General features: G+C 32.3%; 14 protein-coding genes and 3 pseudogenes. 15 read left to right on the forward strand and 2 right to left on the reverse strand.

Going from position 1 to position 14,299, the window contains the following annotated elements; translation table 11 throughout:
• The first annotated feature begins 14 nt into the window (after positions 1–14).
• The 9 genes and pseudogenes from CLMAG_RS03235 (at position 15) to CLMAG_RS03270 (ending at position 7,431) form a co-directional block, all read left to right on the forward strand.
• Complete coding sequence (locus CLMAG_RS03235) at positions 15–896, forward strand: acetaldehyde dehydrogenase (acetylating) (protein ID WP_066617856.1); 882 nt, start codon at positions 15–17, stop codon at positions 894–896.
• 6 nt (positions 897–902) lie between these two features.
• Entirely contained in the window at positions 903–1,907 is a 1,005-nt protein-coding gene (dmpG, locus tag CLMAG_RS03240; RefSeq protein WP_066617863.1) for a 4-hydroxy-2-oxovalerate aldolase, read from the forward strand.
• Between the two features lie 147 nt (positions 1,908–2,054).
• Complete coding sequence (larC, locus tag CLMAG_RS03245) at positions 2,055–3,272, forward strand: nickel pincer cofactor biosynthesis protein LarC (RefSeq protein WP_066617865.1); 1,218 nt, start codon at positions 2,055–2,057, stop codon at positions 3,270–3,272.
• A 6-nt stretch (positions 3,273–3,278) separates the two neighbouring features.
• Positions 3,279–4,199: a molybdopterin-binding protein gene (locus CLMAG_RS03250; RefSeq protein ID WP_066617867.1), complete on the forward strand. Its 921-nt coding sequence runs from the start codon at positions 3,279–3,281 to the stop codon at positions 4,197–4,199.
• A gap of 21 nt (positions 4,200–4,220) precedes the next feature.
• Positions 4,221–4,994 carry an IclR family transcriptional regulator gene (locus CLMAG_RS03255; RefSeq protein ID WP_066620318.1) on the forward strand — a complete coding sequence of 258 codons (774 nt, stop codon included), beginning with the start codon at positions 4,221–4,223 and terminating at the stop codon, positions 4,992–4,994.
• A 24-nt stretch (positions 4,995–5,018) separates the two neighbouring features.
• Positions 5,019–5,978 (forward strand): cobalt transporter CbiM, encoded by a 960-nt coding sequence (gene cbiM / locus CLMAG_RS03260; RefSeq protein ID WP_066617869.1) that lies wholly within the window; start codon positions 5,019–5,021, stop codon positions 5,976–5,978.
• Positions 5,979–6,023: 45 nt separating this feature from the next.
• Positions 6,024–6,836 carry an ATP-dependent sacrificial sulfur transferase LarE gene (gene larE, locus CLMAG_RS03265; RefSeq protein ID WP_066617871.1) on the forward strand — a complete coding sequence of 271 codons (813 nt, stop codon included), beginning with the start codon at positions 6,024–6,026 and terminating at the stop codon, positions 6,834–6,836.
• A pseudogene (locus CLMAG_RS33425) lies at positions 6,832–6,956 on the forward strand (IS1595 family transposase); the annotation flags it as partial. The gene larE and the pseudogene CLMAG_RS33425, both read left to right, overlap by 5 nt.
• Positions 6,957–6,975: 19 nt before the next feature.
• Positions 6,976–7,431, forward strand: a pseudogene (locus CLMAG_RS03270) (DUF441 domain-containing protein).
• A 279-nt stretch (positions 7,432–7,710) separates the two neighbouring features.
• Here CLMAG_RS03270 and CLMAG_RS03275 read toward each other — a convergent pair.
• A complete protein-coding gene (locus CLMAG_RS03275; RefSeq protein ID WP_082831776.1) occupies positions 7,711–8,160 on the reverse strand; it encodes a helix-turn-helix transcriptional regulator in 450 nt (149 codons plus the stop codon).
• 3 nt (positions 8,161–8,163) lie between these two features.
• On the opposite strand from CLMAG_RS03275, the pseudogene CLMAG_RS03280 reads away from it, so the two are divergent.
• The 4 genes and pseudogenes from CLMAG_RS03280 to CLMAG_RS34865 form a co-directional block, all read left to right on the forward strand.
• A pseudogene (locus CLMAG_RS03280) lies at positions 8,164–8,448 on the forward strand (FAD-dependent oxidoreductase); the annotation flags it as partial.
• A gap of 438 nt (positions 8,449–8,886) precedes the next feature.
• Positions 8,887–10,239 (forward strand): glucarate dehydratase, encoded by a 1,353-nt coding sequence (gene gudD, locus CLMAG_RS03285; RefSeq protein WP_066617877.1) that lies wholly within the window; start codon positions 8,887–8,889, stop codon positions 10,237–10,239.
• Positions 10,240–10,501: 262 nt separating this feature from the next.
• Positions 10,502–10,921 carry an anion permease gene (locus CLMAG_RS03290; protein ID WP_073393336.1) on the forward strand — a complete coding sequence of 140 codons (420 nt, stop codon included), beginning with the start codon at positions 10,502–10,504 and terminating at the stop codon, positions 10,919–10,921.
• The gene (locus tag CLMAG_RS34865; RefSeq protein WP_073393335.1) at positions 10,833–11,024 is read left to right on the forward strand and encodes an anion permease; all 192 of its coding nucleotides are present in this window, start codon (positions 10,833–10,835) and stop codon (positions 11,022–11,024) included. The genes CLMAG_RS03290 and CLMAG_RS34865 overlap by 89 nt, the downstream gene beginning before the upstream one ends.
• 75 nt (positions 11,025–11,099) lie before the next feature.
• On the opposite strand, the gene CLMAG_RS03295 is transcribed toward CLMAG_RS34865, so the two are convergent.
• Positions 11,100–11,993, reverse strand: a complete 894-nt coding sequence (locus CLMAG_RS03295) for a dihydrodipicolinate synthase family protein (RefSeq protein ID WP_066617889.1) — start codon at positions 11,991–11,993, stop codon at positions 11,100–11,102.
• 235 nt (positions 11,994–12,228) lie between these two features.
• Between CLMAG_RS03295 and CLMAG_RS03300 the strand changes: the two genes are divergently transcribed.
• Both CLMAG_RS03300 and CLMAG_RS03305 read left to right on the forward strand, forming a co-directional pair.
• On the forward strand, positions 12,229–13,032 hold the full coding sequence (locus CLMAG_RS03300; protein ID WP_066617891.1) for an MBL fold metallo-hydrolase: 804 nt from the start codon (positions 12,229–12,231) through the stop codon (positions 13,030–13,032).
• Between the two features lie 147 nt (positions 13,033–13,179).
• Entirely contained in the window at positions 13,180–14,154 is a 975-nt protein-coding gene (locus tag CLMAG_RS03305) for a 2-hydroxyacid dehydrogenase (protein ID WP_066617894.1), read from the forward strand.
• Positions 14,155–14,299 lie beyond the last annotated feature (145 nt).

Consider the following 14,299-nt stretch of genomic DNA (forward strand, 5'->3'; position numbering starts at 1 on the left):
GAGATGATTTTTAAATGTCAGAAAAAATTAGAGCAGCAATTATTGGCCCAGGAAACATTGGTATGGATCTAATGTACAAATTAATGAGAAGCAAGTATATCCAGTTAGATACAATTACTGGTATAGTAGCTGAATCAGAAGGATTAAAATTAGCAGCTAAGGAAGGATACAATACTTCGTCTAAAGGAATAGAGGCTATATTAGGAAACAAATCCATAGATATTGTTTTTGATGCAACAGGAGCTAAGCCACATCAAATGCATGCACCTTTATTAAAAAAAGATGGGAAGATTGCTATAGACTTAACACCTGCTGCAGTGGGACCTTATGTTGTTCCTGCGGTAAATCTTGAGAAAAACCTTGAGAGTGATAACATTAATATGGTCACTTGTGGAGGGCAAGCAACTATTCCTATTGTTGCAGCAATTAATGAAGTAGCAAATGTAAAGTATGCAGAGATTGTAGCTACACTTGCTAGTAAAAGTGCAGGTCCCGGAACAAGACAAAACATTGATGAATTTACAGAAACTACATCAAGTGCACTTATAAAGGTAGGAGGAGCTGACAAAAGTAAAGCCATTATCATATTGAATCCAGCAGAACCTTCTTTAATGATGAGAAATACCATATATACTCAGGTTGAAAATCCAGATGAAAATGCCATAAGAGAAGCAGTAGAAAAAATGGTTAAAAAGGTACAGGAATATGTACCAGGTTATACATTGAAACTTCCACCAATTATAGATGGAGACAAGGTTACAGCAATGGTAGAGATTGAGGGAGCAGGAGACTATTTACCAAAGTATGCAGGTAATCTTGATATTATAACATCAGCAGCAGTAAAAGCAGCAGATAAGATAGCTCAAAGATTATTGAATGAACGAGCAGGGAGGTAATTTGAAATGAAAAGAAAAATTAGAATTGTAGATACTACATTAAGAGATGGTATGCACGCAGTAAGCCATCAATTTACTCCAGAGATTATGGCTGAAATTGCACAAAGGTTAGACGAAGCAGGGGTAGATACTATTGAAATAGGTCAAGGTGATGGAATAGGAGGTTCTTCCTATCAGTATGGATTTGCAAGAGCAACTGATGAAGAGTATATAAAAGCAGTTTCAAAGGTTTTAAAAAATGCTAAGTTAGATGTGCTTTTACTTCCCGGAATAGGAACAATAGAAGACTTAAAGGTTGCACATCATTATGGAGCTAAAGTAGTTAGAGTTGCAACCCATGTAACAGAAGCAGATGTAGGAGAACAACATATAAAATTTGCAAAAAGCATAGGAATGGAAGCTATAGGATTTTTAATGATGTCACATATGGCGGAAGTTGACAAAATTGTAGAACAAGCTAAAAAATTTGCTAGTTATGGTGCAGACGCTATTTATGTAACAGATTCAGCTGGAGCTTTAACTCCTAATGAAATAGCAGCAAGAATAAAAGCAGTTAAGGAAGCTACCGGTTTACCAATAGGACATCACGCACATAATAATCTAGGACTAGCTATTGGAAACACTTTAGCAGCCATAGAAGCAGGAGCTGATATAGTTGATGGCACTTGTAAAGGAATAGGTGCAGGAGCTGGAAATGCACAACTTGAAGTTTTAATAGCGGTTTTAACTAAATTAGGCTATGAAACAGGTGTAGATTTATATAAAATTATGGATGTTGCAGATGATGTAGTAGTGCCTCACATGGTACGTCCACAAGTTATAGATAAAAATTCTTTAAGTATAGGATATGCTGGAGTATATGGTAGTTTCTTATTACATGCATTAAGAGCCTCAGAAAGATTTAAAGTTGATACAAGAGATATTTTAATGGAAATGGGTAAAAGGAAAACTGTAGGTGGACAGGAAGATATGATTATCAACGTAGCCTATGAGCTAAGTAAACAAAAATAGAATTAATAATTACAGAAGCTAATAGAGATGTTTTTTAGGTATATTTTGCTATAACCTTGTTAGTATATTAATAAGGTTATAGTAAAATATAGCTATTCATATGTAATAAAAATACCTCTAAAGGAAAAATAATAGGAGGAATATCTTATGAAAATTGCTTACTTTCAATGTGTTGCAGGAATAAGTGGAGATATGGTTTTAGGTTCATTGGTAGATAATGGTCTAAAGTTGAATGTTCTAAAAGAGGAACTTATGAAACTTAGAATACCATTTGACTTAGAAGCAGAAAAAGTAATGAAACGTGGTATATGTTGTACAAAAGTAAACGTTATAGTTAAAGAAGAGCATGTTCATAGACATTTAAGTGATATTAAAGCTATTGTAGAGGAAAGCGAACTGAATCCTGAGGTAAAAGAAAGAATAATTCAAGTATTCACTAGACTAGCTGAAGCAGAGGCTAAAGTTCATAATACTACAGTGGAGTCTATACATTTTCATGAAGTAGGAGCTTTAGATTCAATTATAGATATATGTGGCTCTGTTATTGGAATGAATTTATTGGGAGTTGAAAAGGTATATTCTTCCCCTATACATGTAGGTACAGGATTTGTAGAATGTGCGCATGGAATAATACCATTACCAGCACCTGCTGTTATTGAGCTATTAAAAGGAGTTGAAGTGTATTCCAAAGGAATCGAAAAGGAGCTTGTGACACCAACAGGAGCAGCTATTATTACTACACTTTGCGATGAATTTGGAAAAATCCCCAATATGAATATTGAAACTTGTGGCTATGGTGCAGGAACTAGAGATTTGGAAATACCTAATTTACTTAGAGTTTGTATTGGAGAGTTAGCAAACAACAAGGAAGAAAATACTTTAGAGCAGGAATTTATTAAAAATGGTGAAGCTATTAAGATAGAGGTTAATATTGATGATATGAATCCCCAATTTTATGAGTATATATCAGAGCGATTATTTTCTGTAGGAGCAAGGGATCTATTTCTACAGCCTATCTATATGAAAAAAAATAGGGCTGCTAATATACTTTGTGTTACCGGACAACATAATAATCTAGATAAAATATTAAAAGTTATATTTGAAGAAACCACTACTATTGGAGTAAAGGTCTTTAAATTTGACAAATATGTGATACCATATAAAATTGAAAAAATTAATACGGATTTGGGAAAAATTTCAGTTAAGATAGCAAAACATAGAGGTAAAGTTTTAAATATATCTCCTGAGTATTCAGAATGTAGTGCTAAAGCTAGAGAATATGATATACCACTTAAAAAAGTCTATGATATAGTAAAAGAGTCAGCTAATAGATATGTTGGAAAAAAATATAACAATGGTAGGTGATTTACAATGGATTTAAATTTATTGGAGAAAACAGAACTTTGGATTAATAATATTAAATTAGATAATGTAAATTTAACACAGGTATCAGAAGTTACAGCAGAAGTATTAAATATACCTAGAGATAAGGTATTGGTGGTAGATGTAAGAGATACTCACATTACTTTAGATATTCTACAACGTGAATTAGAATCAAAATCTGTATTTGGTAAAAAGAAAGAACTTTTATGTAGATTATCACACATAGAAGGATTTGAAATTTTCGAGGATACAGATATACATTCTGCAGGAATACTAGGCATGATTGGGCTAGATGAAGAGGATGCAAAAGAGGTTATAGAAAAAACGCATAAGATAGCTGTTAAAATTGAAGAGACTATTGCAAAAAGGGTTGTGGTATTTCCTACTGGTTTTGAAGTAAAAAGAGGAATGATAGAGGATACTAACACACCATTCATTAAAAATATGTTAACAGAACATGGGTACAATGTCAGCGTTGGAGATATTTTAGATGATGATCTAGAATTAATTGCTGGTAAGTTAAGGCAGGCTACAAATTATGGATATGGAATAATAATTACTACTGGTGGAGTGGGAGCCGAGGATAAAGATAAGACTGTGGAAGCTATTTTAAAATTAGATCAGGATGCTATTACACCTTATATTGTAAAATTTAAAAAAGGAACAGGAAGACATGAAAAAGAAGGTGTAAGAATAGGAGTTGGGCAAGTAGGTCAAACATTAATTATTGCGTTGCCAGGACCTAATGATGAGGTTAAAATAGGTATGGGGGTTATTATGGAATCATTGAAACAAGGCACATCAAAAGAAGAATTAGCCCATAAGTTAGTAGAAGCATTAAGAGACAAATGGAGAAATAAAATGTGGCAGGAACATCATATGCATGACCATCATGGAGGTCATAAATAAGAAAGGAGAAACATGAATAAAATGCGAAAAAGTAAATCAAATTTAATTCAATCTGTGGATAGAGCTCTGCAGATATTGGAGTGTTTTTCGAAAAGGGACAAAGAATTAGGAGTTACAGAAATTGCAAATCGATTAGATTTGCATAAAAGCACTACATTTGGGCTTCTTTCTACACTTGAGAGTAGAGGCTATTTGAAACAAAATTTAGAAAATGGCAAGTATAAGTTAGGAATAAAGCTTTTTGAACAGGGAAGATTGGTTGAAGATGATATGGATTTGAGAATAAACTCACTTCCTTATTTAAAGGAGTTGGTAGACAAATATCAGGAAACTGCTCATTTGGCAATACGAGATGGAAGTGAGATAATATATATAGATAAAGTAGAAGGTGGAAGCGCAATCAGGATGTACTCACAGGTAGGAAAAAGAGCTCCTATGTATTGTACTGGAGTAGGAAAAGCAATGTTAGCCTTTATGCCTGAGGATCAGGTTGATAACATCACTAAGGATTTGAAATTCACACCATTCACAGGAAATACTATTACAGATTTGAATAAATTAAAAGTAGAACTTAATGAAATCAGAAGAAGGGGATATTGTATAGATAACGAAGAAATAGAAGTTGGGTTAAAATGTGTTGCAGCACCTATCATGAATTATAAAGGTGAAGTAGTAGCTTCTGCTAGTATAGCGGGGCCAGCTAGTAGGATGAGTGATGAAAAATTACAGTTTATTGCAAAAGACGTTAAAGAAGCTGTTACTAAAATTTCAGAAACGTTAGGATATAAGAGGTAAATTTTTAATTGGAGGAGTATAATTATGCATATTCCCGATAACTATTTAAGTCCATCTACTTGTGTAGTAATAGGAGCTGGTATGGTTTCACTATGGAGAAAAGCTGTAATTAAGATAAAAGAAGATATAAGCAGAAAAAAAATACCTATGTTGGGAGTTTGTGCAGCATTTTCATTTTTAATTATGATGTTTAATGTTCCTCTGCCAGGAGGAACTACAGGTCATGCTGTAGGAGGAACATTAGTGGCAATTTTATTAGGCCCTTATGCAGCCATGATATCTATTACCACTGCTTTGTTAATACAGGCTCTTTTTTTTGGAGATGGTGGAATACTAACCTTTGTAGTTAATGCTTTCAATATGGCATTTATAATGCCGTTTGTTGGATATTTTATTTTTAGAATTATAAAAAATAGAGTAAGAACAATAAAAGGTGAGTATATTGCAGCTTTTATAGCATCGTATATATCAATTAATATAGCTGCGCTGTCCGTGGGTTTTATGCTTGGTATTCAACCTATATTATTTAGGGATAATGCTGGGTTGCCACTTTATTGTCCATATCCTCTAAAGATAGCCATTCCAGCTATGATGTTGCCCCATTTATTAGTGGTAGGGGTGTTAGAAGGTTTAATTACAATGGGGATATATGCTTATATTAAAAAGATATCAGCTGGGACTATATATGAGGACAAGGATATTAAAACAAGTCCTATATGTATCCTTATTGTTGCACTTATTTGTTTAAGTCCTTTAGGGGTATTAGCATCTGGCACCGCTTGGGGTGAGTGGAATAAGCAGCAATTAAAACAAATGTTAGGGTATGTGCCACAAGGAATCCAAAAAGGCTTTAGCTTTAATGCCGTAATGCAGAGTTATTCTTTAGCAGGAGTTTCTAATGTAGTGGGATACATTGTATCTGCTATTATTGGGGTATTGTTTTTACTAATTTTATTTAAAATTTTAAAATCTATAAAGTATTAATCATTGCAATTAAAATAAGGAATGATGTTAAGGGAGGTAAAATAAATGATAGAGAACATAAAATACAAAAACTTAATTAAATATTTAAAAGAATTAGGAAGTGTAGTTGTTGCATTTTCAGGTGGTGTAGACAGTACCTTTGTAGCTAAAGCAGCAAAGGAAGCACTAGGAGAAAAAGCATTAGCATTAACAGTAGTAGCGCCATATATACCTAAGTGGGAAATTGAAGAGGCAAAAATAGCAGCAAAAGAAATAGATATAAAACATGAACTTTTACAGGTACCAGTGATTATTGATGAAATAAAATTTAATCCTTTAGATAGATGTTACTTATGTAAAATAGCTGTTTTTACAAAAATAAAGGAAGTAGCAGAAAAAGAAGGATTTAAACATGTTATAGATGGTACTAATTTAGATGATACTAAGGATTATAGGCCGGGTCTTAGAGCTTTAAAGGAACTTAGTATAAAAAGTCCACTTTTGGAAAATGGTATAGTAAAGGCTGAAGTTAGAGAGTTTTCTAAGGTGTTAGGACTTCAAACTTGGGACAAACCTTCTTATGCATGTTTATTATCAAGAATTCCGTATAATGAAGAAATTAAGGTAGATGAACTTGACAGAATTGAAAGAGCGGAAAAATACTTAATAGATTTAGGTTTTAGAGCAGTAAGAGTTAGAAATCATAGAGACTTAGCAAGGATAGAAGTTCCAAAGGATGATATAGTTAAGTTATTTAATAATAATTTATTTGAGGTTATATCGAGAGTATTAAAAAGCTTTGGATATAGATATGTGACACTAGATATGCAAGGCTATAGAACAGGAAGCTTGAATGAAGAATTGTTAGACACAATATAACGGTAAGAAAGACATCAAGAAGTGGATATTGTATGCTAAATGTATGATAAATGGTTATTCCATAAAAATTGTGCCGATATAGTCGGGATAAGTATACCTACATCATTCTTCTGGAGGCATATTCAGGAGATGATTTGTTTTGAGTTCTACTATCATTTTATTGCTGATTCTTGCTGTTGCCATATTTGGCAAAGCTAATTCAGTTGCTATTGCTACATGTGTTTTATTTATGCTAAAACTCTTAGGTTTGGACAGATATGTGTATCCGTCTATAGAAAAAAGCGGAATGACATGGGGACTTATACTCCTTATAGCTGCCATAATGATACCTATTGCAAATGGCAGCATTGCAGTAGAAAATATAAAAAGCGTAGTTACATCCTGAATAGGTATAGCAGCTTTAGTTCTTTAGTTTTTAACAGCATATTTAAGTGGACAAGGCTTGAAATATCTTACTGTTCAGGGACATAGCGATGTTATGCCTGCCATGATAATAGGAGCAGTTGCGGCTTCAGCCTTTTTAAGAGGAGTGCCCGTAGGACCCCTTATTACATCGGGAATACTGGCTTTATTTGCAAAGATGATTCATAAATAAATTGAAATTAATTCATGTTAATGCCATCAATAATTATGAGCAATGTAAGCAATAGTATGTTATTGATTATTAAGATTACAGGCTCTGTAGTCGATGAATTTATTAGAATTAAGTAAGGTAAACTAAAATAGTAGTATACCTTACTTAATTTTATACTAATAATCAATTTAAGTACATTATTCTATTAAGTAATTTATATAGCAATTAGATTATTTAATAGGCTAACATCGCTAAGCTAAGTGTAAACATTGATTTTGTTAACAATAGGAACATCTATAATCACAGATATTTTATTATTTTTTCAAAGTATGTTCTATTTATAATTTTTCCATTTTCCCATTTTCTAATGGTCCTATATTCTATACCAGTTAGTTTACCAGACTGCCACAAAGTTAAATTATTTTGTATTCTCCAATTTTTAATTATAGATTTAAAATCAGAGAATATAAATTTATAGTAATCATCATAGAAACATTCTAAAGGCTTTCTTAACGCTTTAGACATTTTGAGTAGAGCATTAGGTGAAGGGGAAACTCTGGAAGATTCATAATCCTCAATTGTTGAACTTGAAACACCTGTAACATTTGCTAAATCTCTTTGAGATAAATTCATAATCATTCGCTGCTTTTCTATACGGTTTCCTACAGTAGGCTCATCTAAATCCTTATATAATTCCTTATAAAAGTTAACTGTTATATTTTGTATAATGCTTACAGTTTGTTGTGGCAAGCAGAAGCTATCTGCACCGGAAGTTTAGCAGGGCACAATGCTGTACGATATTGTTTAGGTATGCCTCCTCTAACACTTCCTAAGACTACTGCTATTGGTGATATTATTGCTTACGCAAATTACAAAATGATGACTAAGGAAGGTAGGAGAAATAGATACACATTTGCAGGAGCAGAATATTTTAAGAGAATGCAGGAAACAGGATTATATTCTATTAATAGAGAAGAAATAAGAAGCAGAATTGAAAAGTTGAACTTATTAGATGTTATGAATCAAAAGCTTGTTTAGCTTATATTTGCATTAAGTATTTTATATATAATATGATAAAGAGTTTTATTTATGAAGACAAATAAGGTAAAAAAGAACATTTTAAGGATAAGTGCTTCGTGCCCATCCTTAAAATGTTCTTTTGTTGTGCGTGATAGATATCAAACTGATTTTATGTATCAAATTAGCATAAAAAAGATTCCTATAGAAAACGACTTATTATGCATATAACTAAAAAGCAATAACTGACAACTCCTTATATTTGTGCAATTGAATATTGTTTTATATTGTTAAAAATATGATAATAAGAACATAGAAACAAAGAAAAAAACATTAATTAATGAATATCAACTGTTTAAAAGTTCTATTGAGTAAACGTTGTTATTGTCAACACTTTAACTTAAAAAATAATATTCTAAATTAAATAATTTATACAACATCTAAATGGAGGTTAAGTTTATGAATAATTTACAAAATATTGGACAAGGCACACCAGTTGTTACTGAGATGCAAGTTATACCAGTTGCTGGTCATGATAGTATGTTACTTAACTTAAGTGGAGCTCATGCACCTTTCTTTACTCGTAATATCGTAATTTTAAAGGACAGTGCAGGAAATACTGGTCTTGGAGAAGTACCAGGTGGTGAAGGAATACGCAAAACATTAGAAGATGCTAAGTCATTAGTAATTGGACAATCAATTGGTACTTATAATAAAGTTCTTAGAAAAGTAAGAGAAGCTTTTGCTGATAGAGATGCTGGTGGTCGTGGATTACAAACTTTCGACTTACGTATAACTATTCATGCTGTAACAGCTATAGAATCTGCTATGTTAGACTTACTAGGACAATTCTTAAATGTTCCAGTTGCTGAGTTACTTGGTGAAGGACAGGTAAGAGATAAGGTGCAGATGTTAGGATACCTATTCTATATAGGAGATCGTAAAAAGACTGATCTTCCATACTTAAGTGGAGAAGGTGCTTCTAAAGAATGGTATCGTGTACGTACTGAAGAAGCTATGACTCCAGAAGCAATTGTTAAACTTGCAGAAGCTTCACATGAACTTTATGGATTTGAAGATTTTAAATTAAAGGGTGGAGTATTAAGAGGAGAAGAGGAAATAGAGGCTATAAAAGCACTACATGAGCGTTTCCCAAAAGCTCGTATAACTCTTGATCCAAATGGTGGATGGTTATTAAAAGATGCTATAAGATTATGTAAAGATATGCATGGTATTTTAGCTTATGCAGAAGATCCATGTGGAGCTGAAGGTGGTTTCTCAGGTCGTGAAGTAATGGCAGAATTCACAAGAGCAACAGGCTTACCAACTGCTACAAACATGATTGCAACTGACTGGAGACAATTTGTACACAGTCTTTCATTACAATCAGTAACAATTCCTCTAGCAGATCCTCACTTCTGGACAATGCAAGGTTCAGTTCGTGTAGGTCAAACATGTAATGACTGGGGATTAACTTGGGGATCACACTCAAATAATCACTTTGATATATCACTTGCTATGTTTACTCATACAGCAGCAGCAGTTCCAGGACAAGTAACTGCAATTGATACACACTGGATCTGGCAGGAAGGCCAAGATCGTTTAACTAAGGAACCATTACAAATTGTTGATGGTTGGGTATCTATACCTCAAAAACCAGGCCTAGGTATAGAAATAGATATGGATCAAGTAGCTAAAGCACATGAATTATACAATAAACACTGTTTAGGTGCACGTGATGATGCTATGGCAATGCAATACTTAATTCCAGGATGGAAGTTTGACAATAAGAAACCATGTATGGTTAGATAAGATTTGGTATAGATAATATAAAGTTTGATATAAATAATATAAAATATCCTAGAATATGTTTAAAGCCGTCCGATTACTCGGACGGCTTTAAACATATTCTAGAATGCTAACTCCACAAGGATGGGAGAAGATGAAAAATGATAAGTAATAAATCAGAAATAGAAGAAATTCAACTAAAACCTAATATAAAGGTAGTTCCATTTGTTATATCAATTATAGCAGGATTAGTAATTATAGTAATCTGATATCTTGCTCTTTCTTCATGACATCTTCAGCGGTGAATCTACTGGCTATATCTACGGCTAAAGCTTTAGGAGTAAGTGATAATATAACCTTTGGAAACTGGCTTTTATTAGGGGTAGTTCCTTCTTTGGTAAGCTTTATAGTTATACCATTAGTTATATATCTAGTATGTCCGCCAGATATAAAAGAAATGGATAATGTCAATGAAATTATGGATAAAAAATTAAAGGAACTGGGCAAGGTGAAAAAATCTGAAAAGATAATGATTTTTGTATTTACAGTAGTTGTGGTTTTTGGAAGTTGGATAAAGTTAGACTCAACATCTGTTGCAGTATTAGGACTAATTATAATTGTTTCTACAGGAGTGGTATCCTTGGAAGGAATTCACTCATTATGGCGTAGCCCAAGGAAGTGTATATTTTGCAGCTGGATATGTTGAACAGAAAAAATGGTGGAAAGTAGGTTTTATTATGTCAATAGTTCATTTGATAATTTGGCTAGGTATAGGAATGTTATGGTGGAAGTTAATAGGCATTTATTAGAGAGGATATTATAAAAAAACGTTTACTAAATGTATTTATCGAATACATATGGTAAACGTTTTTTTATAATTAGAATTAAGAAGGTTTTACAACGTTCTTGATTCTTTCTTTAGTATTTTCATCACTAGTTATATTATAATATCTTAAAGATGTGTTGAAATCTAGACCTAAAGCTATAGAAACAGCAGTTTTTGTTGACAATATGTTGTTTCCTGGCATTTCACGTACAGCCATAATTCTATTTATTTCTTGTTGATTACTTAATAGCTTGTCAAAATCCTTAGCATCAAATGCTTTGAAAGTATCAACTAATAATTTTGCTTGTGTATTAGTTTGAGTTCCTATGATTCCGTCGCCGCCTATCATTAAGTTAGGAATTAGATATTCATCAATTCCTGAGTAAACAGAGAAGTTTTTATGAACTTTTTTAACTCTCTCAACAAAGTTTCTTACGTTGCTTAATGCTGGAGTAGTATCTTTTACACCACCATTAGCAATGTTTTCGAAGTTATTTGCTAACTTTAATATTAGGTCTGCAGATAAACTTACATTAGTATTATTAGGAATATTATATAATACTATAGGTAATTTAGTGTTCTTAGCTATAGCTGCGAAATATTCATAAACATGATTGTCATCTAATTTGAAATAGAATGGAGGTAAAGCAAGAATTGCATCAGCATTATTTTCTTCTGCACATTTTGTTAATGCTATAGCTTCTTTTATATTATTGCTGCCAGCTCCAACGATCAATTTAACTCTTCCGTTAATAGTTTCAGAAGCAAATTTTATATATTCTGCTTTTTCCTCAAAAGACATATTGAAAAACTCACCAGTAGTTCCTAATAAGCATATTCCATAAATTCCATCGGAAATTAATTTTTCAATCATAAATCTGTTAGACTCTTTATCAAAATTACCATTTTCATCAAAAATGGTTACCATTGGTGTGAAAACTCCTCTAAACATGAAAATTCTTCCTAAAATAAATAAATTACTTATGGCTTTATTATCATGTTTTTTTAGGGAGCATTCAATATTCATATGCACAAAGATTGATTAGTAATAACAGCATGTTTTGTACATATGCACATTACAGTGATTTTGTTTTGGGTGATATAGACTAAAATATTGACATAGTCCTCCTATTGAAATATTATGAAATGGAACTAGGTATAAGCTATTAGTATATTGGAGGGTAAATATGGAGTCGATTAATATTTTAGGTACAGGCTGTGCAATGGTTACAAAGTGTTATAACACATGTTTTACAATTACAAATGGAGAAGAACACTTTTTAATAGATACAGGTGGAGGAAACACTGTACTGGCAAATCTTGAAAAGTTAAACATAAATATAGATAAGATTCATCATGTTTTTATATCTCATAGACATAATGATCATATTACTGGGATAGTATGGATTATTCGAGCAGTAGCTCAAAGGATTATAAATGATAAGTACGATGGAATATTAAATATATATTGTCACAAGGAAAACATAGAGGCTATAAAAACTATAGCGGATCTACTTTTAGCGAAAAAGTTTAATAAGTATATTGGAAATAGAATAATATTCAATGAAATATATGATAAATATAAAACTGATATACTAGATTGGAATATAGAGTTTTTTGATATCAGAAGTACGAAGCAGCTTCAATTTGGCTTTAGTACAACTTTGGAGAATGGAAAAAAACTAACTTTCTTAGGGGATGAGCCTTATAGAGAAGAATTATTTGAATACGCTAATAATGCTGACTATCTTCTTCATGAAGCTTTTTGTCTATATTCACAAAGAGATATTTTTAAACCCTATGAAAAACATCATGCTACTGTTAAAGATGCATGTGAAACGGCAGCTAAATTAAATGTAAAAAATATAATTATGTATCATACTGAAGACAAAAATATAGTAGACAGAAAGAAATTATATACAGAAGAGGGAAGAGAATTTTTTAAGGGAAATATAATAGTTCCAGATGATCTTGAAATAATAGAGCTATGAAGTGGAAACTTGAATCAGATGGAGTTTCAACCCCATCTGGTTCTTAGTTGAACGAATCCAGGGACGTAGCCGCTCTTTACTTTCTCTTTGAGAAGAGGAAGTATTAGAGCGGGTAGTCATCGGATAGAAAGATTGGGGGGAGAAGAAATGGCAAAGCCTAAAGTATATATTACAAAAGAAATTCCCAAGGAAGTAGAGGATTATATAGGTCAGTTTTGTGATTATGAGAAATGGAGTGGTAAGGAAAAAATATCAAGGGAAGAATTATTAGATAAGCTTGTCGATAAAGAAGGGGTACTGTTATCTGCACTAAAGATTGATAAAGAACTGTTAGACCATGCAAAAAAGTTAAGGGTAGTTAGTAATGTTTCTGTTGGATATAATAACTTTGACATAGAAGAAATGAAGGCACACAATGTGATAGGAACTAATACTCCGGAAGTTTTAGATAATACAGTAGCAGATTTAATATTTGGTCTGATTTTATCATCAGCTCGAAGAATTAGCGAATTAGACAAATACGTAAAAGAGGGAAATTGGAAACCGGAAGACGAAAAAAATCTTTTTGGAGTAGATGTACATCATTCAACTATTGGAATAATTGGGATGGGTAGAATAGGGGAGGCTGTAGCTAAAAGAGCAAAGCTAGGTTTTGATATGGAGGTCCTTTATTATAATAGAAATAGAAAGCATGATATAGAGAATAGGTTAGGGGTAGAATACTGTGATTTTGAAATGCTTTTACAAAAATCTGATTTTATTGTACTAATGACCCCTCTTACTAAAGATACATATCATTATATTGATTTTGAGGAATTTAATATGATGAAAACAACAGCTGTTTTTATAAATGCTTCTAGAGGAGAAACTGTAAATGAAAAGGCACTAATTGAAGCACTTCAGAATAATAATATATTTAGAGCTGGTCTTGATGTTTATGAGTTAGAACCGATAGATTCTCAAAATCTACTTCTTAAGTTGCCAAATGTAATTACATTACCACATATAGGCTCAGCAGTAGAAAAGACTCGTTCTGATATGGCAATGGTGGCGGCTAAAAATCTTGTTAAAGCGGTATTAGGAGAAACACCACCTAATATTGTACCAGAACTAAAAGGATAAAATTGTAAAAATAGCTCGGTATTTGATACTGGGCTATTTTTATATAGATTTTTAATGCATATGAATGAAAATATACAACTGCTGATGGTTAATAATTGTGCACCTGAACATTGTTGCAGTGTTTAGAAAGTATGATAATAAAGTT

The organism is Clostridium magnum DSM 2767 (assembly GCF_001623875.1).
Taxonomy (GTDB): domain Bacteria; phylum Bacillota; class Clostridia; order Clostridiales; family Clostridiaceae; genus Clostridium_AM; species Clostridium_AM magnum.

Bases quoted from the DNA above. Each gene is read 5' to 3' on its own strand.
- CLMAG_RS03235 (WP_066617856.1), top strand. From the start codon at position 15: ATGTCAGAAAAAATTAGAGCAGCAATTATTGGCCCAGGAAACATTGGT.
- dmpG (WP_066617863.1), top strand. From the start codon at position 903: ATGAAAAGAAAAATTAGAATTGTAGATACTACATTAAGAGATGGTATG.
- larC (WP_066617865.1), top strand. From the start codon at position 2,055: ATGAAAATTGCTTACTTTCAATGTGTTGCAGGAATAAGTGGAGATATG.
- CLMAG_RS03250 (WP_066617867.1), top strand. From the start codon at position 3,279: ATGGATTTAAATTTATTGGAGAAAACAGAACTTTGGATTAATAATATT.
- CLMAG_RS03255 (WP_066620318.1), top strand. From the start codon at position 4,221: ATGCGAAAAAGTAAATCAAATTTAATTCAATCTGTGGATAGAGCTCTG.
- cbiM (WP_066617869.1), top strand. From the start codon at position 5,019: ATGCATATTCCCGATAACTATTTAAGTCCATCTACTTGTGTAGTAATA.
- larE (WP_066617871.1), top strand. From the start codon at position 6,024: ATGATAGAGAACATAAAATACAAAAACTTAATTAAATATTTAAAAGAA.
- gudD (WP_066617877.1), top strand. From the start codon at position 8,887: ATGAATAATTTACAAAATATTGGACAAGGCACACCAGTTGTTACTGAG.
- CLMAG_RS03290 (WP_073393336.1), top strand. From the start codon at position 10,502: ATGACATCTTCAGCGGTGAATCTACTGGCTATATCTACGGCTAAAGCT.
- CLMAG_RS03295 (WP_066617889.1), bottom strand. From the start codon at position 11,993: ATGTTTAGAGGAGTTTTCACACCAATGGTAACCATTTTTGATGAAAAT.
- CLMAG_RS03300 (WP_066617891.1), top strand. From the start codon at position 12,229: ATGGAGTCGATTAATATTTTAGGTACAGGCTGTGCAATGGTTACAAAG.
- CLMAG_RS03305 (WP_066617894.1), top strand. From the start codon at position 13,180: ATGGCAAAGCCTAAAGTATATATTACAAAAGAAATTCCCAAGGAAGTA.